General features: G+C 44.3%; 23 protein-coding genes and 1 other annotated feature. Of the genes, 16 read left to right on the plus strand and 7 right to left on the minus strand.

The genetic code is table 11. The features are described from left to right. Nucleotides 1-89: 89 nt before the first annotated feature. The 4 genes from OCV57_RS13195 (at nucleotide 90) to OCV57_RS13210 (ending at nucleotide 4,225) form a co-directional block, all read left to right on the plus strand. Entirely contained in the window at nucleotides 90-1,190 is a 1,101-nt protein-coding gene (locus OCV57_RS13195) for a cell wall hydrolase (RefSeq protein ID WP_046441626.1), read from the plus strand. A 201-nt stretch (nucleotides 1,191-1,391) separates the two neighbouring features. Next, nucleotides 1,392-2,825 (plus strand): SpoIID/LytB domain-containing protein, encoded by a 1,434-nt coding sequence (locus OCV57_RS13200; protein ID WP_267301932.1) that lies wholly within the window; start codon nucleotides 1,392-1,394, stop codon nucleotides 2,823-2,825. Between the two features lie 18 nt (nucleotides 2,826-2,843). Next, the gene (locus OCV57_RS13205; RefSeq protein ID WP_267301933.1) at nucleotides 2,844-3,539 is read left to right on the plus strand and encodes a zinc-ribbon domain-containing protein; all 696 of its coding nucleotides are present in this window, start codon (nucleotides 2,844-2,846) and stop codon (nucleotides 3,537-3,539) included. Nucleotides 3,540-3,619: 80 nt separating this feature from the next. Continuing rightward, nucleotides 3,620-4,225: a Maf family protein gene (locus tag OCV57_RS13210; RefSeq protein ID WP_181979751.1), complete on the plus strand. Its 606-nt coding sequence runs from the start codon at nucleotides 3,620-3,622 to the stop codon at nucleotides 4,223-4,225. Here the strand turns inward: OCV57_RS13210 and OCV57_RS13215 are convergent. Next, the gene (locus OCV57_RS13215) at nucleotides 4,213-4,965 is read right to left on the minus strand and encodes a DUF421 domain-containing protein (RefSeq protein ID WP_267301935.1); all 753 of its coding nucleotides are present in this window, start codon (nucleotides 4,963-4,965) and stop codon (nucleotides 4,213-4,215) included. The genes OCV57_RS13210 and OCV57_RS13215 overlap by 13 nt on opposite strands. A 31-nt stretch (nucleotides 4,966-4,996) precedes the next feature. On the opposite strand from OCV57_RS13215, the gene OCV57_RS13220 reads away from it, so the two are divergent. From OCV57_RS13220 to OCV57_RS13240, 5 genes are all read left to right on the plus strand, one after another. After that, nucleotides 4,997-5,236, plus strand: a complete 240-nt coding sequence (locus OCV57_RS13220; protein WP_038672306.1) for a hypothetical protein — start codon at nucleotides 4,997-4,999, stop codon at nucleotides 5,234-5,236. 14 nt (nucleotides 5,237-5,250) lie between these two features. After that, nucleotides 5,251-5,556 carry a hypothetical protein gene (locus tag OCV57_RS13225; protein WP_022287622.1) on the plus strand — a complete coding sequence of 102 codons (306 nt, stop codon included), beginning with the start codon at nucleotides 5,251-5,253 and terminating at the stop codon, nucleotides 5,554-5,556. 260 nt (nucleotides 5,557-5,816) lie between these two features. Continuing rightward, nucleotides 5,817-6,041, plus strand: a binding site (T-box leader). Nucleotides 6,042-6,087: 46 nt separating this feature from the next. Beyond that, nucleotides 6,088-7,290 (plus strand): threonine ammonia-lyase, encoded by a 1,203-nt coding sequence (ilvA, locus tag OCV57_RS13230; protein WP_022287623.1) that lies wholly within the window; start codon nucleotides 6,088-6,090, stop codon nucleotides 7,288-7,290. Between the two features lie 23 nt (nucleotides 7,291-7,313). Next, nucleotides 7,314-7,688, plus strand: coding sequence for a RidA family protein (locus OCV57_RS13235; protein ID WP_022287624.1), 375 nt, complete (start codon nucleotides 7,314-7,316; stop codon nucleotides 7,686-7,688). 166 nt (nucleotides 7,689-7,854) lie between these two features. After that, entirely contained in the window at nucleotides 7,855-9,093 is a 1,239-nt protein-coding gene (locus tag OCV57_RS13240; RefSeq protein ID WP_046441633.1) for a chloride channel protein, read from the plus strand. A 27-nt stretch (nucleotides 9,094-9,120) separates the two neighbouring features. On the opposite strand, the gene ybaK is transcribed toward OCV57_RS13240, so the two are convergent. The 5 genes from ybaK to gpr all read right to left on the minus strand — a co-directional run bounded on the left by ybaK (nucleotide 9,121) and on the right by gpr (nucleotide 13,909). Continuing rightward, nucleotides 9,121-9,609 carry a Cys-tRNA(Pro) deacylase gene (gene ybaK / locus OCV57_RS13245; RefSeq protein WP_022287626.1) on the minus strand — a complete coding sequence of 163 codons (489 nt, stop codon included), beginning with the start codon at nucleotides 9,607-9,609 and terminating at the stop codon, nucleotides 9,121-9,123. Nucleotides 9,610-9,638: 29 nt separating this feature from the next. Further along, on the minus strand, nucleotides 9,639-10,241 hold the full coding sequence (locus OCV57_RS13250) for a cytidylate kinase-like family protein (protein ID WP_022287627.1): 603 nt from the start codon (nucleotides 10,239-10,241) through the stop codon (nucleotides 9,639-9,641). A gap of 217 nt (nucleotides 10,242-10,458) precedes the next feature. Continuing rightward, nucleotides 10,459-11,088, minus strand: a complete 630-nt coding sequence (locus OCV57_RS13255; protein ID WP_022287628.1) for a cytidylate kinase-like family protein — start codon at nucleotides 11,086-11,088, stop codon at nucleotides 10,459-10,461. Nucleotides 11,089-11,302: 214 nt separating this feature from the next. Next, on the minus strand, nucleotides 11,303-12,718 hold the full coding sequence (locus OCV57_RS13260; RefSeq protein WP_267301936.1) for an ABC transporter substrate-binding protein: 1,416 nt from the start codon (nucleotides 12,716-12,718) through the stop codon (nucleotides 11,303-11,305). Nucleotides 12,719-13,039: 321 nt separating this feature from the next. Next, nucleotides 13,040-13,909 (minus strand): GPR endopeptidase, encoded by an 870-nt coding sequence (gene gpr, locus OCV57_RS13265; protein WP_267301937.1) that lies wholly within the window; start codon nucleotides 13,907-13,909, stop codon nucleotides 13,040-13,042. A 221-nt stretch (nucleotides 13,910-14,130) separates the two neighbouring features. Here gpr and rpsT point away from each other — a divergent pair, with 221 nt between their 5' ends. The 3 genes from rpsT to OCV57_RS13280 all read left to right on the plus strand — a co-directional run bounded on the left by rpsT (nucleotide 14,131) and on the right by OCV57_RS13280 (nucleotide 17,275). Then, entirely contained in the window at nucleotides 14,131-14,382 is a 252-nt protein-coding gene (gene rpsT / locus OCV57_RS13270; protein WP_022287631.1) for a 30S ribosomal protein S20, read from the plus strand. A gap of 154 nt (nucleotides 14,383-14,536) precedes the next feature. After that, the gene (locus OCV57_RS13275) at nucleotides 14,537-15,382 is read left to right on the plus strand and encodes a glycosyltransferase (protein WP_022287632.1); all 846 of its coding nucleotides are present in this window, start codon (nucleotides 14,537-14,539) and stop codon (nucleotides 15,380-15,382) included. 240 nt (nucleotides 15,383-15,622) lie between these two features. Next, nucleotides 15,623-17,275: a glycosyl hydrolase gene (locus tag OCV57_RS13280; RefSeq protein WP_267301938.1), complete on the plus strand. Its 1,653-nt coding sequence runs from the start codon at nucleotides 15,623-15,625 to the stop codon at nucleotides 17,273-17,275. A gap of 122 nt (nucleotides 17,276-17,397) precedes the next feature. On the opposite strand, the gene OCV57_RS13285 is transcribed toward OCV57_RS13280, so the two are convergent. Then, nucleotides 17,398-20,073: a YfhO family protein gene (locus OCV57_RS13285; RefSeq protein ID WP_267301939.1), complete on the minus strand. Its 2,676-nt coding sequence runs from the start codon at nucleotides 20,071-20,073 to the stop codon at nucleotides 17,398-17,400. A 232-nt stretch (nucleotides 20,074-20,305) separates the two neighbouring features. On the opposite strand from OCV57_RS13285, the gene OCV57_RS13290 reads away from it, so the two are divergent. The 4 genes from OCV57_RS13290 to OCV57_RS13305 all read left to right on the plus strand — a co-directional run bounded on the left by OCV57_RS13290 (nucleotide 20,306) and on the right by OCV57_RS13305 (nucleotide 23,407). Further along, nucleotides 20,306-20,941 carry a peptidylprolyl isomerase gene (locus OCV57_RS13290; RefSeq protein ID WP_267301940.1) on the plus strand — a complete coding sequence of 212 codons (636 nt, stop codon included), beginning with the start codon at nucleotides 20,306-20,308 and terminating at the stop codon, nucleotides 20,939-20,941. 213 nt (nucleotides 20,942-21,154) lie between these two features. Further along, entirely contained in the window at nucleotides 21,155-21,934 is a 780-nt protein-coding gene (locus OCV57_RS13295; protein ID WP_022287636.1) for a transporter substrate-binding domain-containing protein, read from the plus strand. A 68-nt stretch (nucleotides 21,935-22,002) separates the two neighbouring features. Continuing rightward, a complete protein-coding gene (locus OCV57_RS13300) occupies nucleotides 22,003-22,695 on the plus strand; it encodes an amino acid ABC transporter permease (protein WP_022287637.1) in 693 nt (230 codons plus the stop codon). Next, the gene (locus OCV57_RS13305; protein WP_267301941.1) at nucleotides 22,682-23,407 is read left to right on the plus strand and encodes an amino acid ABC transporter ATP-binding protein; all 726 of its coding nucleotides are present in this window, start codon (nucleotides 22,682-22,684) and stop codon (nucleotides 23,405-23,407) included. Before OCV57_RS13300 ends, OCV57_RS13305 begins: the two co-directional genes overlap by 14 nt. Nucleotides 23,408-23,572 lie beyond the last annotated feature (165 nt).

Raw genomic sequence — 23,572 nt, forward strand, 5'->3', positions numbered from 1 at the left:
TGTAAAATAAATTTTAGCTGACGTCAAGCTCACGGACGGCAGTGAAGACGGTTTGCGTGCAGACGGTCGGAAAGGGTAATGTGATTAAAATGAAGCAGAAAAAAACTGAAGACAGCATAAAGCGAACAGCTAAGCCGTCGGTCAGGAAAGTAGGAACAATGCTGGGCAGCGGTGCGCTGGCAGTGCTGATGATAGGTACAGTAAGTATCTTTGCACTTACAAGCGGCAACAACGAGGCTCAGAAGGACACAAAAGCTGCAATAACCAACACTAAGACCACTTCTGTGACAGAAGCAGAAACTGAGAGAGATGAGACCTATACTTCAATGAACACCGTCACATGGAGAAAAGCGGGTATCAGCGAGTATAAAATGGCACAGGCAGAGTCTGAGACAACAACTTCCGCCAAAGCCACTACAACAAAAAAGACAGAAACTACTAAAAATGCAGCAAAAGAAACAAAGGTCAATAACGTAACAATGGTCGCAACTGAGATCGTGAACGTCAGAGAAAAGGCTGACAAGAACTCAGAGATAGAAGCTATCGTTGCAACAGACGAGGAAGTTATCGTTACGGCTGAAACAAGCGACGGTTGGTATAAGGTTACATACGGCGACTACAGCGGATATGTAATGAAGGACTATCTTAAAAAGGCAGAGGTAACAACAACTTCCGCTGCGAAGTCCGAAACTACAACAGCAGCTAAGAAGTCTGAAACAAAAAAGACTACGACAACAAAGGCTAAGACAACAAAGTCTGAAACAAAAAAGACAGAAACAAAGAAAGCAACAACAGCAAACTCGAACAGTTCTGTTATAAGCTATACAGATGAAGAATTTGATATGCTTTGCTACGTTCTTCAGGGCGAGGTAGGAAACTGTTCAGAGCAGAGCAAGATCGCTGTTGCAAATGTTATTATCAACAGAGTGAAAACAGGTAGATTTGGAAGCTCTATAAGCGACGTTCTTACAGCGCCAAATCAGTTCACTGCAATAAACGGCTATTACAGTGGCAGAAACAAGCCAACTCAGAACACTATTGATTGTGCAAAGAGAGCGCTGAACGGTGAGGATAACTCAAACGGTGCAGTTTATTACTACGCCCCACAGTATTGCGGTGGAAGCACAGCGTCTTGGTTTGAATCACTCACATTCTGCATGGAGCTTGATGGTCAGAGATACTTCAAGTAATATTTGAAGTTTTTGGCTAAAATGCCGATATTGTAGATATAAAATTGTATATTATGCTGAAAAGTCAGGACGAAACTTAGCTTTGTCTTGACTTTTTTTCAGTATTTGATAAACTATTATTTAGGTATGCAGTGAGTATTTTGCTGCCATTGGGAATGTTTTGCGGTGTGACCGCTTGAAGGTAAGGACAGTGTCTTGACGATGAATTTGATGACAAAAAAGATATGTGCAAATGTCTGCGCAGCAGTAATGAGCATAACTGCCGTTGGTATATGCGGCGAGCTGCTGCTGGATAATAAAAGCGTGGGCGCAGAAAAAGCCCCTGCGGTGCAGGTCAAAAACGTTGAAGCTCAAAGCGTTAAGACCACTGCCGCTACTGAGGTCTATGACTTTGTGAAGTTCAAAAAGTCCTCTGTGGATAAGTATGATATGTCTTATGTTCAGCAGAAAAAGCAGGCAAAGACCACAAAGAAAAAGGCTTCAGCCAGTGAGTTTACTGTGAAAATGCCTGAGGATAAGGGTGAGTATTACGATATAAAGAACGACCCTGCTAACTTTACAGATACAAGAAGCGTCGCTGATGAGTATTATACTGTCAACGATATAATCTCAGGAAATATCGTCACTCTTAATGGTCATGAACTGCTCTGTCAGATAGTCAACAGCGAGATAGGCGGTGAGTGGGGCGAGGAAGCCATAAAGGCGCAGGCCGTGGCGGCTTATACATGGGTCAGATTTAACGATTCTATCGGTGCTATACCTACGGTGGGGCTTAAAAGCGGATATTCTTCAAAGATAGAAAGATGTGTAAATGCCGTTGAGGGTCAGACCGTTATGTATAATGGCAATATCATAAATGCGGTTTATTCTGCTTCAACAGCAGGTTATTCTACCACCAGCGAGGATATATGGGGCGTTTCTTACCCGTATCTCAAGCGTGTAAAGAGCGAGTTTGACGATAAAGATCCTAACTGGGGCATTGAAGCTACATATACAAAAGACGAGGTCAAGGAGCGTATCGAGAGCCAAACTGATATAAAGCTCTCCGACGACGTGAAGAACTGGTTTAAAATAGACTCTGCTTTCAGCGGAAAGTATATAAGCGGAGTGACTATCGACGGTCATACGAGCTGTACCTATGATGGCAGTGAAGCCAGGATAACAGGTATCACGCTCTGCAACCTCTTTGATGTGAAATCGAACGCCATGGAGATAAGCTATAAGGACGGTGTGTTCACTTTCAAGTCCTATGGCTGGGGTCATGGCGTTGGAATGTCGCAGTGGGGCGCTTGCTATTATGCCGAGGCTGGCTATACATACGATCAGATACTTACTCACTATTATGTGAATTGCTATCTTGGTCTGTCGGCTGTAAATGACAAAGCTGTAAAGAGAGGTCAGATGTCGCAGGACGAGATAGATAAGGAGATAAAGGATTCAGAGATAGTTGACGAGGGCGGAAACGCTTCAGGCGACAGCAAAGAGGACAGTGAGCCTGCACAGACTCAGCCGACCGAGAACGGCACTGTTACCACCGCTCCTGCTACAGAAGCACCTGATACTACAACAACTTCGTTTGACGTTCAGCCTGAGGATAATGTCACCATAGAGCAAAATACAGAAGAAATATTATAACCGAAAGGGAGAATAAAAATGGGATTTTTTTCACCTAAGAATACACCTGAAAATGCAGTAAAGGCACAGATAGACGCAAAGCTTGCCTTTATAAACGATAAGTATACCGAGATAGGCAGATTTGTCAAGCTCAGAATGGCTGACAAGATAGAAGAGCCGGAGGTGAAAAACCTTATTGCTCAGATAGACGCAACTCTTGAAGAACTGAAAAATCTTAATGAACAGCTTCTTACCATCAGAGGAATGAAACTTTGTTCCGGCTGTGGCCACGAGATACCAGTGAATATGGCGTTCTGCCCTAACTGCGGAACAAAACAGCCTGAAATGGCTCAGCCTGTTTATCAGCAGCCTGCTCAGGGCGTTGCAGTTCCAATGGGCGCACAGCCTGTTATACAAAACAGTCAGGGCTATCATAATCACCCTGTTTCACCTGCTTATAATCAGCCACAGGCTAATCCTGTTTATGGCAATCCTGCTCAGCAGAATGTTCAGACAGCCGCTCCTATCCCTGAGCCTGCTGTGGCACAGACTGCTGCACCTATCCCACAGCCTGAAACAGCACCTCAGCCTGCACCAATGCCACAGCCTGCTCCGGTGATAGCAGAAGCTCCGGTGCAAGAGCCTGCAAACAGCAGTTTTGTGTTCTGCTCTCAGTGCGGCCACAAAGAGCCGGCAGGCGTTAAGTTCTGCTCAGAGTGCGGAATGAAGTTGTAATAAAAAAAACTAAGGCAGCGCAGGATAATAAGTGCGTTGCCTTTTTGAGTAAGAAGTAAAAGAAGTAAAGGAAGATCTTTATGTCAGTGAATATTTCAAGCGAGCTTATGGATTATGATGTTATACTTGCTTCAGCGTCGCCAAGAAGAAAAGAACTGCTGTCATTGATGTGTGAGAATTTCAGGGTTATCCCCTCTGATTGTGACGAAAAAATACCGGAGGACGTTACACCAGAGCTTGCCCCTGAGTATCTTTCAGGGATAAAATGCAGATGTATCGCTTCGGTCTATGACCTGAGCGTTGTTATCGGCTGTGACACTGTTGTAATATGCGATGGGGAAGTTCTCGGTAAGCCTGTGGACGAAGCTGATGCCATAAGAATGTTAAAAATGCTGTCAGGCAAGACTCATCATGTTGTAACAGGCGTTACCCTTGGCAGAGGCTGTCGTTACAGTAGCTTTTCCGTTGATACCGCAGTGACTTTCAGAGAGCTTTCCGACCAGGAGATAAAAGCCTATGTGAAAAGCGGCGAGCCTATGGATAAGGCGGGGGCTTACGGCATACAAGGGCTTGGAGCACTTCTTGTGGAAAAGATAGACGGGGACTTTTATAACGTTGTTGGTCTGCCTGTGAGCAGGCTTGCAGAGGAGCTGCACGAGTTCTTGAAGAAGGTTCAGTCGAAGTAGATCTTCTTGTTGCTCTCCTGAGTTTTCGGGAACACTGTCACCTTGTCGTTTCCGTCAACTATGCAGAGAAAGACCTTGTCAGGTGATGAACAGCCTTGCTTTCTTATTTCGTTGGTGAGCCATTTTATCTCCTTGCCTGCGTATTTCAGGTTGTCCTCCATAATAACGCCGTCAAGGATAAGGTCGGTGCAAAGCTTTTCGTCATGCTTCTCATATCCTAAGTCTTTTGGAGTGAGAGGTGCTTCTGTGGCACGTTCCATGAAAGAGATAGTGCCGTTGGTTTCCAGAATAGCGTAGTATATCTTTGAGATGTCGAAATAGCCTGACGTTCTTGCTCTTGAAAGCAGATCATTCACATCAAGCTTGGCGGTCTTAAGGTTTTCGGGATATATTTTGCCTTTTTCAATAAGCAGGATAGGCTTGCCCGAAAGAAAATGTCGGCAGTGGATAGACTTCATCGTAAGCACCGACAACAGAAAGCCTGTCAGTCCGTAAAGCACCATTGCGATAACAGGCACGATAAGCTCGTCCATTTCCTGCGAAACAGCCATTTCAGAGGCGATAGAGCCTATGGTGATGCCGTTGATGTAGTCAAAAAGCGTGAGCTGTGATATCTGCTTGTTGCCAAGAAGCTTTGATATGGCAAACATAACGATTATAGAGCCAACTGTGGCAAGTATGGTGTGAGTGATGTTCATAGGTGTTTGACCCCTTTCAGAATATGCCCTTATTATCTGCATATGCGAACGTATTATTCTTCTGACGCATATTATGACAGAGAAACGTTGTGAGCAGGAAAGGGCGGTATCAGTGGAAAACCGGGGATCGTGCTGCGGTCAGCAGCTTAATATAATGGCTGCGGCATTTGCAAATTATCTTGGCGAGGGTTTGAGCGTTGACCAGCTTGGGTTGCTGTCAGCCTTTTTGCAGTCGGTGGGCGAGTCGCTTGACGTTATCGTCTCCGCAAGGCAGCTTTGTGCAGGAAATGATAATAATATAGCAGATAATTGATACAGGAGCGTAAAATGGGACTTTTCAGAAAAAATAAAGGTACGCCCTTGAAAGAGCTTGAACGCTATCATGGGAAACGAGTTTCCTATGTGGTGGAGCGTGAGGGCGCAGAGGAAAATGTTATCGGAAGAACAGGCGGAATATCTGTTGATAGTGAAAAGCTTGTGGTGGTGTGTGACGGACACGAGGTTTTCAGGTGCAGTACCGACGGCATAGTCTGCGCTGAGCTTATGAGCCACAACGGAGCGGATATAAAGGGCAGGGATATGACCACAGGGAAGCTTCGTCATATCGTTGTGCATTACGCAAACAAAAGGTGATATTTTTGCAAATGCACTCTCTTTGCACATAATTCTATCACATTGCAGTGGTAATATTATTACAGTCGGAAAGGAAAGACCGACAGTTAAAAAGACTTCATGATTGTTTTCTTCATATATTTTTTCTATACTTCCTTAATGAATAAAAACCTGCACGCTCGTGCGGGTTTTTATTTTTTGTATAATGTCTTAGAGAAAAATTCATTTTATTGCTGTTGACAATTCATATTTATGGTGATATAATGATTGTATTGAATATCGTAAAGGCTGTGACGAGAAAGGTGACGGTGCGAATACTTCGCAGAGAGCGGACGTTTGGTGAAAGTCCGCAGGGATAACGCCGTCAGGATCATCTCTGAGCTGATCCGCCTAAGCAGATGTGTTAAGCGGATACGGTTTCTCACCGTTAGAAAGAGATATGAGTGGCAGGCTTATGGTCTGCAATCAGAGTGGTAACACGGAGATATTATGTCTTCGCCTCTAGTCAGGCGAGGGCTTTTTTTATTACATAGAAAAAAGAGGTTGTTTTTTATGCTTACATTGGATAAGGTTTTTGACGCTTCAAACGTGCTTAAAGAGGTCATCAGACCAACAGCGTGTATCCATGCGCCAAAGGTAAACCCTGATTGTGACGTTTATCTGAAAACAGAAAATCTTCAGGTAACAGGTTCTTTCAAGGTAAGAGGAGCTTATTATAAGATATCACAGCTTTCAGACGAGGAAAAGTCACACGGCGTTATCGCCTGCTCAGCAGGAAACCACGCACAGGGCGTTGCTCTCGCCGCAACAAAGAACGGTATAAAGTCTATCATCTGTCTTCCTGACGGCGCACCTATCTCAAAGGTAGAGGCAACCAAGGGCTATGGCGCTGAGGTATGTCTTGTGCCTGGCGTTTATGATGACGCTTATGCAAAGGCTATCGAGCTTCGTGACGCTAACGGCTATACATTTATTCACCCGTTCGATGACGAAAATGTTATCGCAGGTCAGGGAACTATCGGTCTGGAGATACTAAGTCAGGTGGCTGACGCAGACGTTATCGTTGTTCCTGTTGGCGGCGGCGGACTTATCTCAGGTGTTGCATTCACTGTAAAACAGCTCAAGCCAAGCGTTAGAGTATACGGCGTTCAGGCTGAAGGCGCACCTTCAATGGTAAATTCACTTAAAGACGGCAAGATAGAGTGCCTTGAAAGCGTTCACACTATCGCAGACGGAATCAAGGTAAAAGAGCCTGGCGAGCATACCTTTGAGTATTGCAGTAAGTATGTTGACGGCGTTGTTACAGTTTCAGACGACGAGATATCATCAGCTATCCTCCACCTTATCGAGAAGCAAAAGCTCGTTTCAGAGGGCGCAGGCGCAACACCTGTTGCCGCAGTAATGTTTAATAAGATACCTGACATCAAGGGCAAAAAGGTTGTATGTCTTGTTTCAGGCGGAAATATAGACGTAACTATCCTTTCAAGAGTTATCAAGAGAGGTCTGCTCAAGTCTGGCAGATCTGATACTCTTACTATCCAGCTTGAGGACAGACCTGGTCAGCTGAGAGATGTTTCAGAGATAATTTCAAAGCTTGGCGGAAACGTTGTTTCTGTTCACCACGAGAGAGCAAGCGAGGACAGCGATATCACAGATTGCCTGCTCAGACTTGTTCTTGAAACAAGAAACTTTGATCATATCAGAGAGATAAGACAGGCTCTTACAGCCGCAGGCTTTAAGATAGTCAATAAGTAATTTTAAGACAGGAGTAGATAAAAATGGCAGAAGTTGTTTACACAAAGAACGCACCGGACGCAATTGGTCCATATTCACAGGCAATGAAGGTAGGAAACCTTGTTTTCACATCAGGTCAGATAGCAATCAATCCTGCAACAGGCAACGTTGAGGCAACAACTATCGAGGAGCAGACACATCAGGTTTGCAAGAACCTCACAAATGTTCTTGAAGCCGCAGGAACATCTATCGGCAAGGCTGTAAAGACAGTATGCTTCCTTAAGAATATGTCAGATTTCGGCGCATTTAACGGAGTTTACGGCGAGTATTTCACATCAAAGCCTGCACGTTCATGCGTTGCCGCAAAAGAGCTTCCAAAGGACGTTCTCGTTGAGGTAGAGGTAATCGCTGAGGTATAATTTAGCATATTATCTTGTAGTGGAACGGCTGAATTTCTGTTTCACAGAAATGCGACGTCCCATTATTGTGGGGCTGTATTTCAAGTATTTCGGGCGGCGTATGTCGCCCGTTGTTTTTCTGTAAAAAGGGGTGAGGAAAATAAGCAGTGAGTTTATAAAAAGCAAAATGCGGACGGTGAAAAAATTCTCCATAGCCTTTGCAAAGTGGGTCTTTATCGCCTGCGCAGTGGGTGTAATAGGGGGAATAGTCGGCTCGCTGTTTCATATGGCGGTAAATTTTGCCACAGGCTTCCGTGAGTGTCATAGCTGGACATTGTATCTTATGCCGTTGGCAGGTCTGTTTATCATTTTCAGCTATCGTGTCTGCAAGGTGAACGAGGAGACCGGTACAAATCTTATCATAAGCTCTGTTCGTGGAAACATCAAAGTGCCGCTGCTTATGGCGCCTCTCATCTTTCTAGGCACCGTACTCACCCACCTTACGGGAGGTTCGGCAGGACGTGAGGGTGCGGCTTTGCAACTTGGCGGAAGCATTGGCGCAAAGGCAGGCGAGCTTTTAAAGCTTGACGAAAAAGACTCCAGCCTTGTGATAATGTGCGGAATGAGCGCGGTGTTTGCCGCACTTTTCGGCACGCCTTTGACTGCGACTTTTTTCGCTATGGAAGTAATAAGTGTGGGCGTTATATACTATGTGGGTCTTGTGCCTTGCATAGCTTCCTCTCTTATCGCATATAAAATATCGCTGTTGGCAGGGCTTGCGCCAACAAAGTTCAACATAACAGGCATACCAAGGCTTTCCCTTGTGTCTGTGACCCAGATAGCGGCGCTTGCGGCTCTTTGTGCGGTGATATCCATACTCCTTTGCATGGTAATGGAGTTTTCACATTCAAGATTTCAGATGTATCTGCCTAACACCTATCTCAGGATAGCTGTAGGTGGCGTTGTGATCATTGCATTGACTTTGCTTGTAGGTACAAGGGATTACAACGGAGCAGGCGTAGACGTTATCGTGGCGGCTTTAGAGAAAGGTAAGGCGCACCCAGAAGCCTTTGCCCTGAAAATGCTTTTCACCGCCATAACTATAAATACAGGTTTCAAGGGCGGTGAGATAGTCCCGACCTTCTTTATCGGAGCAACTTTCGGCTGTACAGCCGCAGGCTTTTTGGGGCTTGACCCATCATTCGGTGCGGCTATAGGTCTTGTGGCACTTTTCTGTGGCGTTGTGAACTGCCCTGTGGCTTCCATACTTCTCAGCTATGAGCTTTTCGGTGGAAGTGGGCTTGTGCTTTTTGCGGTTGCCTGCGGAGTAAGCTATATGCTTTCGGGCTATTACGGACTTTATTCCAGCCAGAAAATAATGTACTCAAAGACAAAGCCCGAATATATCAACATAAATGCAAAATAAAAGAGAGCCAAGCGGCTCTCTTTTTTTCTATTCACTCATTGTTATGCTCTCAAATTTACCCCTTGTGACCTTGATAAGGTCTTTCGGAGAAAGCATTATCTGCGACCCGATACGTCCGCCGCTTATGATTATCTCCTCAAACTGCTCTGCAGAGCTGTCAACTACCGTCATGTACTGCTTTTTCATGCCAAGGGGTGTACAGCCACCACGAATGTAGCCCGTAACAGAGTTTATATCCTTCACATGGAGCATCTCAACCGACTTTTCGCCCACAGACTTTGCCGCCTTTTTCATGTCAAGCTCCTCTGCGATAGGGATAGCGAAAACATAGTAATTGCCGCTTTTACCCACTGTCACAAGGGTCTTGAATGAGCTTTCATAAGGCTGACCGAGCATATCTGCAATGTGTATGCCGTCGATAAACTCGTCGCACTCGTATGTGTTGACCTTGTATTTTACCTTATTTCTGTCAAGAATACGCATGGCGTTGGTCTTGACTTCCTTATCCTTTGACATTTTTTATCGCTCCCAATAAAATATTGCCCCTATTTCTCCCTTGAAAGCTTCACAGTGTCAGCAATTATCTCGGCACACATTTCGTAGCCAAGCCTGCCGCTGTCAAGGCACATATCATAGCTTGAAATATCCCCCCACTTTTTGTTGGTGTTGGAGTTGTAATAGTCGGCACGTTTTTTGTCATACTTTTTGAGCCTTGCTTCTACCTCGTCCTCGGAGATGTTGTGCTTCTCAATTGCGCATTCCTGACGCTTCTCAAAGCTTGCATTAATGAAGACATTCAGCGTCTTGACTTTGTTTTTCAGTATAAAATCTGCACATCTGCCCACGATAACGCAGTTTCCCTTTGAAACAAGCTCCATTATTACCTCTGTTTCAGCGGCGAATATCTTCTCTGTTATAGGATACTCTTTCTCCTTTGAAAACAGATTTATCGGTGTTTTGAGAATGCTCAGAGCGGCTTCCTCGTATTTTTGTATCTCGCTCATTGCAATGCCACTTTTTTGTGCCGCCATGTCGATTATCTCTCTGTCATAGCATGGGATACCAAGCTTTTCAGCCACAAGCTTACCGATAGTCGAACCGCCTGCGCAATAATGTCTGCCGATAGTGATAACTTTTATTTCAGCCATTTTCTGTTTCTCCTTTTGCAGTATTTTTTATTTTTTTTTGTCGGACTTCTGCCCTTTTATACAGTATAATATATTTGCTTGTTATTGTCAATAACATATTGGTTACACTTTGTTTAAGCTGGAGTAATAAAACTTCTCATAAAACGGAAAAGGACCGACCCTATGGTCAGCCCTCTTTCGTAGTAAGGAAAGTAAAATGAATTAAAACGAAAAATTCCTATTTATCAGCGTTGGCTTCTTTTATTTCGATATAAGCCTTCATAAGCTTGATAGCACCGTCAACGCCTGTTTTGGACGAGTTGATACAAAGGTCATAGTTCTTTGCTTCGCCCCATTTCATGTCGGTGTAATAATTATAGTATGAAGCTCTCCGCTTATCAGTCTTGCGGATAAAGTCCTCAGCTTTGTTTTTTTCGATATCGTATCTCTCAAGGATACGCTTTTTCTTTTCGGCAGTGTTGCCGGAAATGAAGAAGTCGATAATATTAGGCTCATTTTTCAGAACATAGTCAGCACAACGTCCTACAATAACACAAGGACCCTTCTTTGCAATGTTCTTGATAGTTTCAAACTGAGCCAAGAATATCTTGTGATTCAGCGGCATATCAGGATTGATCCTGCCGTCTGCACTTACAGGGTAATTACCCATGACCAGTGAGAAAAGAAAGCTGTTAGTATAGGACTCATCGTTCTTAACAAAAAGCTCCTGACATATACCGCTCTCTTTTGAAGCCATTTCCAAAAGCTCTTTATCATAGAAAGGTATGCCCAGATCATCAGCAAGCTTCTTGCCTATTTCACGTCCTCCGCTGCCAAATTCACGGCTGATAGTAATAATCGATCTCATAAAACATATCTCCCTTCTTTGATATATTCTTTTTAACGTACATTTATTATAGCATATTTTTTGTGATTTGTACATAAAAATCCGTAAAATTCTTGCACAAATTTATGTATTTTATATTGTGCATTTTGCGTACAAATATATTTAACAAATTCGTGACAAATACAAAGGCAATAAAAAAGCGGGACGAATGAACGTCCCGCTTGAAAATACTGAATTATTCAGCAACGTTAGCGTTTGCTTCCTTGATGATGTAATCAACAGCCTTCTGGTTCTCAGCAACGCACTCTGTCCATGTAGTAGCTCCGCCGCCTGTTACCATTGTAGCCTGGTTTACTGTCTGCATAAGTGTTGAAAGCTCAGCAGATACGCCGTCCTGGAAGTCGAATACAGGATTCTGTCTAGCCAGATCGTAAATTGTCTTACGCATCTCGATCATATCGTCTGTCCAGCCGTAGTCGTTCTTGAGCTGTTCTTCTGTGATGTTCTGTACCTCAGAGTTTGCAACCTTGCAGCAGTTTACGAACGCATTGAAGCCGTCTGGGTTTGGAGCGTTCTTGCAGAGGAGATAGCCGTTTACGCCTGTAGATACATAGTACTTGTCAGAATCGTCCATTCTTGGCATTGGAACGAACATAACCTCGCCGTCCTTGACGCTTCCGAATGTCTTAGTCTTTTCAGGAGTATCCTCGAGAGCCCATGTGCCGATAGGAATGAACAGTGTGAGCTGTGAACCAAGACCTTCACCGTTAGCTCCGTCACCTCTTGTCTTCCAGTTGTTGCTTGATCTGTCGAATACAACGTTGTTCTTCTCAAGGTTGTACATAAGATCCTGAACTGTGCCAACTTCAGCCTTGCCCATGTTGTTTACAAGCTTGCCGTCCTCAAGACCGATAAGTGGATAACCGCAAGTATCGTTAAGAGCCTTGCCGTACCAGTAACCATCAAGAGCATATCTGTCAGCTTCAGAGTCTGCAAAGTCAAGGCACATCTCTGTGAACTTGCTCCATGTCCACTCGTCATTAGCGTAAAGCTCAGCAGGATCGTCATAGCCAAAGTCTGATATTGTCTTTGTGTTGTATGTACAAACATACTGTGGTCTTACGTCGATAGCAGCTACATAGTGCTTGCCGTTGAATACGAATGAATCGTTAAGTGTCTGTGATGATGACCAGATGTCTGAGCTGAAATCAACTACATCGTCGATAGGCTCGAACATGGCCTTGATAGCACCCTTAGGGAATGCGTCCATGTCGTCAGCAGGGAAGAAGTCAGGTGAGTCGTTAGCCATAACTGCCTTAGCAAGATCAGTATATCTGTTATCCCAAGTTGTCTGAACATACTCGATCTTTCCACCGTACTTAGTCTGGAAAAGTGAGATAGCAGGTGATTCTGACTTACCATCACTAGGGTTGATGTCATAGTGAGACATCCACTTGATAGTCTTGTTTGAAAGCTCGATGTCAGGGAGCTTATCCTGAAGTGCATTTACCTGCTCCTTCTGATCATCTGTCATAGCCTTAGCTTCCTTCTTGGAAGATGAGCTGTCACTTGATGAGCTGCCACAAGCAGCCATGCTGCAAGCCAGTGAAAGCGCACAAGCAGCAGCGAAAATTCTCTTTGCCATTTTCATTATAGTAACCTCCTTGATAATAGACGAATGTTCCTTACCCAAAACGTTCATCTGTTACGATCGACAAGCATTGTTACCCGACAACGCTTGCCATAACGCTTATTTTTCGTCCTTACTAATGATAACAAAAAGTTTAAATTTAGTCAATCAGCATTTTGCAATATAAAGCTCAAGCGTTTTTGTTGATTATGACAAAGGTGTGTTGAATTTGTGTGAGTATTCGTTTTCAGAAAACGTTTTCGCAATTTCACTCATACATATTAATAAAAAGTTTACAATTGTTGTATACAGGTTTTACATTACCGTACCACCTGTCTTTTGTCAGCAGGTGAGAGTTTGAATGTCCTCTTGCGACAGGGCAGGGTGAACGGCACGGTTTATGCCCATTGCAATGAGCTTTGCGCAGTTTTCCGAAAGTTTGTCAGCAGTTTTCGGAGCGACCATGATGTTTTCGGAGCTTTCAGGTGCGGTCTGACCGAAAATGTGCTGTGCGGCAGTGCAAAGATCTATGACCGTTGGCACGCCTATGGCAATGCACTTTACCCCGAGAGTCGAAAGCGAAAGCTCTTTTCGTGCGTTTTCGACTCCGCTTCCCGGAGAAATGCCCGTGTTGCAAAGCTGTATTGTCCTGCCAAGATTTGAAAGCTCGCTGCAAGCCAGTGCGTCAACGGCAATGATAGCCTGCGGTGTTACACGCTCCGCAATTGCTTTTACCTGCTCTGAGGATTCTATTCCCGTGTTTCCAAGAACTCCTGGCTGTATCACTGTGACCTCGCCCAGATCGTCAGTATCAATCTCTTTTGCAAGGCTTTTTATGTGACGGGTAGCGAAGATCTTTTCAGCGGTAAGAGGGCCAACAGCGTCAGAAGTCAGGGCATAGTTCCCAAGCCCTACTGCCAAAAAACGTTCACATCCACCGCAAAGCTCACCTAAGGCTTTTGCTATGACTTCTGCACGCTCACGAAAACTGTCGCTGTACATATCGAATGTTGAATCTGTGGCGGTAAGGGTGATGTATCTGCCGACAGGTCTGCCAAGCTTTTCGGCGGCTTCCTGTGTTTCTATGGTGATGTCCGTTACCTCAAGCCTAGCGTTTTCAATAACCTTGTTTTTGACTTTCACTCCCTGAAGCTTTTCCGCACCGCCTGCCTGAGAAAAGCTCTCCGCCGCCATATCCGTTCTAATGCTCATTTTATTCACCTTCCTGTGATATCGTGTAAGTTTTTGTGTGTTCCTACAATTTAGGCCGCAAAATTTCTATATTTTTTTCAGTAAACCCCCTTGCAATTTCTTTTGAAATGTGGTAAAATATTTTACAAGGCTTGTTTAAAGGGCTTTCCGCATTTCCTCTCAGTCTGCGGATAGCTTGTGCAAATAAGTGCAAATTTATACAGAATGAGGGAGGTGTCGGTATGCCAAACATTAAATCCGCTAAGAAGAGAGTCAAGGTTATCAACACTAAGACAATGAGAAACAAGGCTGTAAAGTCTGATCTTAAAACTGCACTCAAGAAGGCTGACGCTGCTGTAGCTGAGAATGCAGAAAACAAGGAAGAAGTAGTAAGAGCTGCTATCAAGAAGGTAGATATGGCTTGCACAAAGGGCATTATGCATAAGAATGCTGCTGCAAGAAAGGTATCACAGCTTGCTAAGAAGCTTGGCTAATTTTTCAAAGTAGCTTACAAGACCGTTCCGAATGGGGCGGTCTTTTTTGTGTATTGGTCTGTACTATATAAATAGTATACTTTGTTGGTCGTAGTTGACTTTTTGGAGCTGTTATAGTATAATTGAGTTGATAATAATGCAGGGGAGGGATTTTATGACGTATCGTGTTGGAAAATATACGCTGCCTGAATACAGTGTGCTTATGTCGGTGTATGACCGTGAGCTTCCTGAGAACCTTAACGAGAGTCTTGAGTCTATGCTCATGCAGTCATATCCTCCCTCTGACTTCGTGCTTGTGTGCGACGGCAAGCTCACCTGCGAGCTTAATATTATCGTAAAGTCATTTCAGGACGAGTTCAAGCATATTTTCCATATCGTTCAGATAGACGAGAACGTGGGCGTTGGAAAGGCTTACAACGAGGGCATAAAGGCGTGTAAATGCGATTATATCGTGAAAATGGACAGCGACGATATATCTCTCCCTAACCGATGCTTGAAGCAGATGACCCTTTTTGCGGTGAAGCCTAAGCTTGATATAATCGGCACATATGTGGAGGAGTTCGACACTGACACTGACGAGGTAGTTTCGGTGAAAAAAGTGCCTGTCATGCATAAGGATATCGCTTCATATTCCAAACGACGCAACCCTTTCAACAGGCAGTCTGTGGCTTTTCGCAAGTCCTTTGCGGAAAAGATAGGCGGTTACAGTGACCTTAAAATGTGCGAGGACTATGAGTTTATCGCACGAATGTTACAGCATGGTGCAAAGGGGCAGAATATACCCGAGGTGCTTGTGCGCTACCGCATAGATGAAAATACTGTAGATACACGCAAAAGCTGGGAGCATACAAAGGCTTTCATTCGTGTGAGGTGGATAATACACCGTTCAGGGTATACGGGCTTCCGTGACTTTTTCATGCCATGCGCTCTGCAGCTTGGCTTGTTTATATTTCCCAGAAAATTCACCCGTTGGGTATACAGAACGTTTCTCAGAAAATAATATTTTTTATGTATGAAAATATGAACCCAATGTCGTGTGGGTTCATATTTTTTTAGTTCAAATAAAAGTAAACGTTATCAATTTTGAACACGATGTTAAACATTAAAAATGGCTATTGACAATGATTTTTTATATGATATATTTAAAAGTATGGAATATAAAGCCTAAAGGCGAGAGCTTCGCAAAGCTTGGCTTTATAAAAATTTGAATATTATAATTATAAATGATAAGGAGAACATTATGCGTGGAATGATGAAAAGAACAGTTGCTACCGTTATGGCAGTGCTTATCGCTTGTGCGGCAGCAGGCTGCAGCAGCACAGGAAACAGCAGCTCAGGCAGCTCGTCAGCAGGCGAGACTACCACTACAACAGCCCCTGTCGTTGAGGATATGGGCAATATCGACCTTTCAGACGTAACGACAGAGTATGACGTTCCTGAGGATTTCAGCTACGAATCCGAGGCGGAAAAAGGAACTCTTTCGGGAGGTGCGGCAGTGCTTGATAAGAATTTTCTTGGTAAGTTTTCTGGCGATGGCTTCGTTTCCATAGGCTCATCGGGAGATATGGTGGAGTTCGAGATAGATTTTCCTGCAAAGGGAAGCTATAATATTACTCTCACAATGGCGGCAGACGGCGAGGGTCAGTCAAATCTTATCACTGTTGACGGTGCTGCGCTCACAAACTTCACATCAACCACAACAGAGTTTGGCGACACTATGGCTGAAAATGTGCTTATCGACGAAGGTACTCATAAGGTAGGCATAAAGGGCGACAATGGTCATATCTATATTGACAAGATAAAGATAAACCCAGCTCCTGCTATCGACCTTTCACAGTATGAGGTATCAAATCAGCTTTCAAACCCTAACGCTTCTGACGAGGCAAAAAGACTATATAATTTCCTTACGGACGTTTACGGAAAGTATACTATCTCAGGTCAGTTCTCAGGAGATAACGAGGGCAAGGACTGCCGTGAGTTCAAGGAGATAAAGAAGCACACAGGCAAGACGCCTGCTATACTTGGTCTTGACGTTTCAAACCTTTCAAACAGCGCACTTTCACATGGCGCAGGCGGCGGAGATATGGTACCTTTGCAGGCTATGGATTGGTACAACAATGAAAACGGAATAGTTTCACTTTGCTGGCATTGGTATGCCCCTGAGAAAAACCTGGAAAAGAACGGCGGAGCATGGTGGCAGGGCTTCTATTCTGAATACACAGACTTCGACCTTGCAAAGGCTCTAAGTGGCGAGGACAAAGAGGGCTACGATTCTATCATAGCAGACCTTGACCATATGGCAGGGGTACTTAAAGAGCTTGCAGACGCAAACGTGCCTATACTTTGGCGACCTCTCCACGAGGCGGCAGGCGACCCTAAGTATCCTGGCAACGCATGGTTCTGGTGGGGCTCGGCAGGAAAGGACGCTTATATCCAGCTTTGGAAACTTATGTATGACAAGTTCACAAATGAGTATGGTCTTAATAACCTTATCTGGGTATGGAACGCACAGAATCCTGACTGGTATCCGGGAGATGAGTATGTTGACATCATGGGCTATGACTGTTACCCTGCAGAGCGGGACAGCTCTTCACAGAAGTGGTATTATGACCTTGTGAAGTCAAGCACATCCACAAAAAAGATAATCGCAATGACAGAGAACGGCTCGATGTTCGACCCTGACGGAGCATTCAACGACGGCACACGCTGGGCGTGGTTCAGTACATGGAACGGCGAGTTCTGTATCAAGGATAAACAGCTTTCAGATCAGTACACCACATTTGACGAGTGGAACAAGATCTACAACAGCGAAAGAGTTCTCACCCTTGACGAGCTTCCAAACCTGAAATGTTATCCAATGGATACTGAAAAGTATCTGGAGGAGCATAAGTAAATTCGGATAAAATAAAAACTGCGGACGGCAAAATGCTATCCGCAGTTTTGTTATGTAGGGGAACGGCTCAATTTCTGTTTCACAGAAATGCGACGTCCCGAATTATTGTTCTGTACTATTTATCAGCTATAAATATTCAGTATGCAAGGTGCAACATAAACCACTATGATCACAATAGCTCCCGCACCGATAACAGCCACAAGTGCAGCGGCTTCCATAGTTTCTCCGAATTTCAGTTTCTTTCTTATGAAGAAAAATCCTGCTGTCAGTGCAATGCCTGCGATAGTCAGTGCAAGACCTGCATAAAAGCCCTTTGGCACGCTTGTTACAGTTATGGTGTTCTCGCCCTCCTGCAAGTCAAAGCTTACAAGGTCACCGAAAACCTTGTCATATGAAACAGCCTTGCCGTTGACCTTTATTTTCAGACCCTCCTGATATGGTATCTGAAGCACACATTTCTGTCCTGCCTTTGCATTAACGCTTCCAGAAAGCTTGCCGTCACTGTCTGTAAGACCGGCGGTCTGTGCCTGCTCAAGTGCCTTTTCAAGAACATTGTGGTGAAGCCCGAAAACGCCATAGGAACGGCAGCTTGTGATGTCTTTCTTCAAGGTCACACGCACGTTGACGTGTTCATTTTCAAATTTCCCAAGCTTCAAAAGCCCGTTGCTCGATTGTGACGGATAATCCATCTGCTTTACCTGACCGTTCACTGTTACCATGAAGCTTCCGTTTATATCCTCGCTGAGGCTGTTTGAAAGCTTGTCGAAGCAGTCAAAATAAAGTGTCTGCTTGTCTGTCACATCTATGCTGTAGTCCATGTAGGCTACATCGCTAGTAGTAGTGAGGGTGTAGTTCGGTTTAAAGTTACTGTCGTCCTGCACACCATAGATCGTGGTGTATTCGTAGTCTGTGATAAGCTCGTTACCGTTGCCACCGAAAAGCTGTTCAAAAAGCTTCTTCTGAACGTTGCTTCTTGTGCCTGTGGAAAGCTCCTCACTGCCGCTCAGGTCAGCGTCGGTCACAATGCCAAGGGGGAGATAGTATTCTGTCGGCACTATCTCGTAGGTATCGTTTGAATATACAGCGTCAGCCGAGCCTGTACCTTTTTCAATAAGATATTTTACTGACAGCAAAGCGTCAGTAAGCTCCGTTCCGCCATATGAGCCTACCTCCATCCAGTAGGAAGAGTAACCAAGCTGCTTCATCATGTACATATAATCACGGCTTGTGAGGGAGGTGTAGTGGCTCAGGGAATTGTAGCCCATTGAGCCGACCAGATTGACCTCGAAAAGCTTGCTTGCGGTCTTTACTCTGTAAAAGCCCTCTGTTTCGTCAAGCCTGTCTGAAAGATCCATTATCTTCTGATGATTAGCCGCGCGGAGAGTATTGTTCATGCTTGGAGATACCATATAAATGTTCACGTTTGCGTATGACTCAGCCGCAACAAACATTGCGAGGAAGACAGCAAATATCTTCTTTGATATCCAGCCCTTTTTGTGCAGCAGAACGATAACAGTATAGAAAGCCGCCGCCACAATGAAAAATTCAAGGCAAAGCTCAAAGGCGGTGCTGTCCTGCCAAAGGCTTTTAGTGTATTTTGACATTCCGTCACGATTGTTCTCAACAAAGCCCTCAGAGAAGTTGTAAAAGCCGTAGATAAGTGCCGCAAGTATCAGGAAAATAACAAAGTGGTCGCAGTTTTTCTTTCCTTTTGCCACTGCGTTTTCCGATGACAGAAAATATCCTGCGCAGATAAGTGCAAAGAATATGGTAATGAAAGCGTATCTGCATGGGAACGACATATAGCTTCCCGTGTGCCACATAAGGTTCGCAGGCTCTATTAAAATAGGTACGAGCATCAAAAAGAGCATTATAAGGTCGGTATTAAGACGCTTGCTTCTCTTTTTGCCGTCAAGAAGAAACACCGCAACTATCACTATCACCGAAGCCGTTGACAACAGCAGGCAGAATGTGGTGTTGTAGTTTGTGATGAATGAGGCGGTTTCGATCTGTTGGATAACTGATTTAGAACGTCCGCTTGACAAAAACTGCAGAAAGCATGGCATCCATACCACCGCTGAGAGCAATGCACCAAGGAGCGAGCCTATAACAAATCTGCATGGAACGTCCTTGTATTTTTCCTCCTTGCGGTAACGCCAGCAGCAAAGCGCCATGAAAATCATTATGAAAACAACTATCATGTAGCTGATGTAGTAGTTCACTATCATCATAAGTGTGAGCATGACAGTGTACGGGATAATGCGCTTTTTCTCGAAAAGCTCCCTGAATGCCACCATGAGGAGTGGGAAAAGATACATCATGTCAAGCCATATGTTGTTCTGATAATAGAACATTCCATAGCCGCAGAATGCGTATATGACGCTGAGTACAGCGCCAATATAAGGGTCGAGCTTTTTTTGACAGGAGCGGAAATATATCTGCGCCGTTACAGCCGCTGTCATCATTTTAAGCACTGTGAGAATGTTGACGAGGTAGATTATGTCAGCCTTGTCAACAAAAAGCACAAGCAAGGTGTAGGGGCTTGCGATAAAGAAGAAGAAAACGCCCCACAGGTCCATTCCTCCTGCATTGTGGAAGTTAAGGAACATTCCGTCCTTGCCTGTGAAAATATCCTTGAAGTCGGTGAGCAGAGGTATCACCTGCTGTGACATATCACACCATGAAACAGTGCCGTCACCAAAAGGGTAAAGCCCATGCCGATAAAAAGCAAATCCCATTATGAGCAATACAGCCAGAGGTGGGAAAATAAAGGGCAGAGCTTTTTTCAGCTTATCCATTTTGTTCAGTCCTCCATACATAACATAGTTTTTATATTTTTCTTTAAAAAAACATTATAATTATACTCCATTAAGAGCCAAAAATCAATATTAAATAAGCCAACTTTAGGCTTCGTATGATGAAAATTCTGTGAAAAACATGGTCTGATGTTGATTTTTTTCCAGGGAGGTGCTATAATAGGCTAGTGAAAAGGCAGGAGTGCCATTAATAATGATCGAAAGGACGATAAAAATGAAACTTAAAAAGCTATTCAGAGCATTGGCTCTTTGTACAGCAGGCGTGCTTGCCTGCGCAATTCTTACAGCCTGCGGTGATAAGAGCGACAGCTCATCACAGACATCTGCGGCTGACACTGACAAGAAGTTCGTTATCACGCTTTATGCCAATGACGCACCTATCACCTGCGAGAACTTCGAGAAGCTGGTGAAGGAAAAGTTCTATGACGGACTTACTTTCCATAGAGTTGTAGACGGCTTTATGGCACAGGGCGGTGACCCTAACGGTGACGGCACAGGCGGAAGCAAGGAAACTATCAAGGGCGAGTTCTCAGCAAATGGCGTTGAAAACAGCCTGAGCCATACAAGAGGCGTTGTTTCAATGGCAAGAGCAAGCGATATGGACAGTGCTTCAAGCCAGTTCTTTATCTGCTACAGCGATGACGATACTTTCCTTGACGGTCAGTATGCGGCTTTCGGCATGGTAACAGAGGGCATGGACGTTGTTGATGACTTTCTTAAAGTTGAGAGAACAACAGGTTCAGACAACGAACAGTCAAAGCCTGTTACACCTATCACTATCGTAAAGGCTGAAATGATAGATGATGACGCAGACGGCAACCACAGAGTTCAGTTCACAATGAATTTCTAAGCTGATTTTCACAAAGAGGTGTCCCCATTGGGTGGATACCTTTTTTGTTTACTAAAATGGTTTGGCAAAACAAAAAATTCATAATTTATATATTAAATCACTGATAAAAGCTATTGCAAAAAGCCGTGTGTTCAGTTATAATATATGATATAGGTTTATGCACAGCCGGTATTGGAGGGCTGTCGCTATCAATTTTTGAAAGGAATGTATGTTATGAAGAAATTTGCAGCAGGACTTATTGCAGTGGCAATGAGCGTTACAATGCTTGCAGGCTGCGGAGTGCCTGCTAATACAGTTCACAGCGTTGACGATCTGGAGGGCAAGACTATCGGTGTTCAGCTTGGAACAACAGGCGACATCTATGCCGAGGACGTTAAGGACGCTAAGGTAGAAAAATACAACAAGGGCGCTGATGCTGTTCAGGCTCTGAAGCAGGGCAAGATAGACGCTGTTATAATCGACGCTGAGCCTGCTAAGGTATTCGTTGAGAAGAATGACGATCTTGAAATACTTGACGAGCCTTTTGCTGAGGAAGAATACGCTATCGCTATGAAGCTTGACAACACTGAGCTTCAGACAGCTGTCAACGGTGCTCTCAAGGAGCTTAAGGCTGACGGAACACTTGACGCTATCAAGGCAAACTACGTTGGCGAGAACGCTGGCAAGAACCCATACAAGTCCCCTGATAATGTTAGCAGAGATAAGGGTACGCTTGTAATGGCAACAAACGCTGAGTTCCCTCCATATGAGAGCAAAGAGAACGATAAGGTCGTTGGTATCGATGCTGATATGATGCAGGCAGTTTGCGACAAGCTTGGTTATGAGCTTAAGATAGACGATATGGCATTTGATTCTATCATCTCAGCCGTTCAGTCAGGCAAGGCAGACGTTGGCGTTGCAGGTATGACAGTTACACCTGACAGAGAGAAAAACGTTCTTTTCTCTGACACTTACACATCATCAAGTCAGGTAATAATCGTAAGAAAGAAATAATTTTTCACACTTCGGCTGTCGTAGAGCGGCAGCCGAAATTATTTTGATAAAGAACAGGAAGTGCTGAATTGAACAAATTGATCGACGATTTCCAGCAAAATTTTTTGGACGAGAGCCGTTGGCATTATCTTACCAATGGTCTTAAAACAACACTTATCATAACCTTCTTTGCGGTCATACTTGGCTTTGTGTTGGGATTTCTTGTGGCTATAGTCCGCTCTACTCATGATAAGACAGGCAAAATGAAGATACTCAACGCCCTTTGCAGAGTGTATCTTACAGTGATAAGAGGAACTCCTATGGTAGTTCAGCTCCTTATAACATATTTTGTTATTTTCGGAAGCGTGAACATAGACAAGACTCTTGTGGCTGTGCTTGCATTTGGCGTGAACTCAGGCGCATATGTGGCTGAGATAGTCCGTTCAGGTATCATGTCAGTTGACAACGGTCAGTTTGAAGCAGGAAGAAGCCTTGGCCTTAGCTATCGTCAGACAATGATATCAATCGTTCTTCCGCAGGCTTTTAAAACTGTTCTGCCTGCCCTTGCAAACGAGTGCATAGTCTTGCTTAAAGAAACCTCTGTTGCAGGATATATCGCAATTCAGGACCTTACAAAGGGCGGAGATATAATCCGTTCTCAGACGTTCTCGGCATTCATGCCGCTTATAACAGTTGCACTTATTTACCTTATAATGGTAGTTGTGCTTACTCATCTGGTAGGAAAGCTTGAAAGGAGGCTGTCGCAAAGTGATAGACGTTAAACATCTCAGCAAGTCTTTCGGCGAGGTCGAAGTGCTGAAAGATATAAACGAAACTATCGAAAAGGGCGAAAAGGTCGTTATCGTTGGTCCGTCAGGCTCAGGAAAATCCACCTTTCTCCGCTGTCTTAACCTTATGGAAAGACCTACTTCTGGAGATATTTTCTTCGAGGGCGAGAACATCACTCAGGCGAACGAGCATGAAATGAACAAGCTCAGACAGAGAATGGGCATGGTTTTTCAGCATTTCAACCTCTTCCCACATCTTACAATAAAAAAGAATATCACTCTTGCCCCTGTGAAGCTTGGACTTATGACAGCCGATGAAGCCGACAAAAAGGCGGAGGAGCTTTTGGAAAGAGTTGGTCTGCCAGATAAGGCTGACGAGTATCCTTCAAGGCTCTCAGGCGGTCAGAAGCAGAGAATAGCAATCGCACGTTCACTGGCGATGAACCCTGAAGTAATGCTTTTTGACGAGCCTACTTCTGCGCTTGACCCTGAGATGGTGGGCGAGGTGCTGGAGCTTATGAAACAGCTTGCAAACGACGGAATGACAATGGTTGTCGTTACCCACGAAATGGGCTTTGCAAGGGAAGTTGCTTCAAGAGTTCTGTTTATGGCAGACGGAAAAATACTCGAACAGAACAAGCCGTCAGAGTTCTTTGCACACCCTGAAAATCAGCGTTTGAAAGATTTTCTCTCAAAAATTATATAGAAGCCAACACCGCACAAGGGGCGCCTATCGTCTTTGTGCGGTGTTTTTTTTGTTTGCAAAGGTCTAAATGTAGGTTTGTCAATCATATTGGACACTATTATTAAGAAATTCGATAGGCGAAAACCATTTGAGGGGACGCATAGGACGGTTGTTTGTTCGACTTAA

The sequence above is a fragment of the Hominimerdicola aceti genome (assembly GCF_025567495.1).
Lineage (GTDB): Bacteria > Bacillota > Clostridia > Oscillospirales > Ruminococcaceae > Hominimerdicola > Hominimerdicola aceti.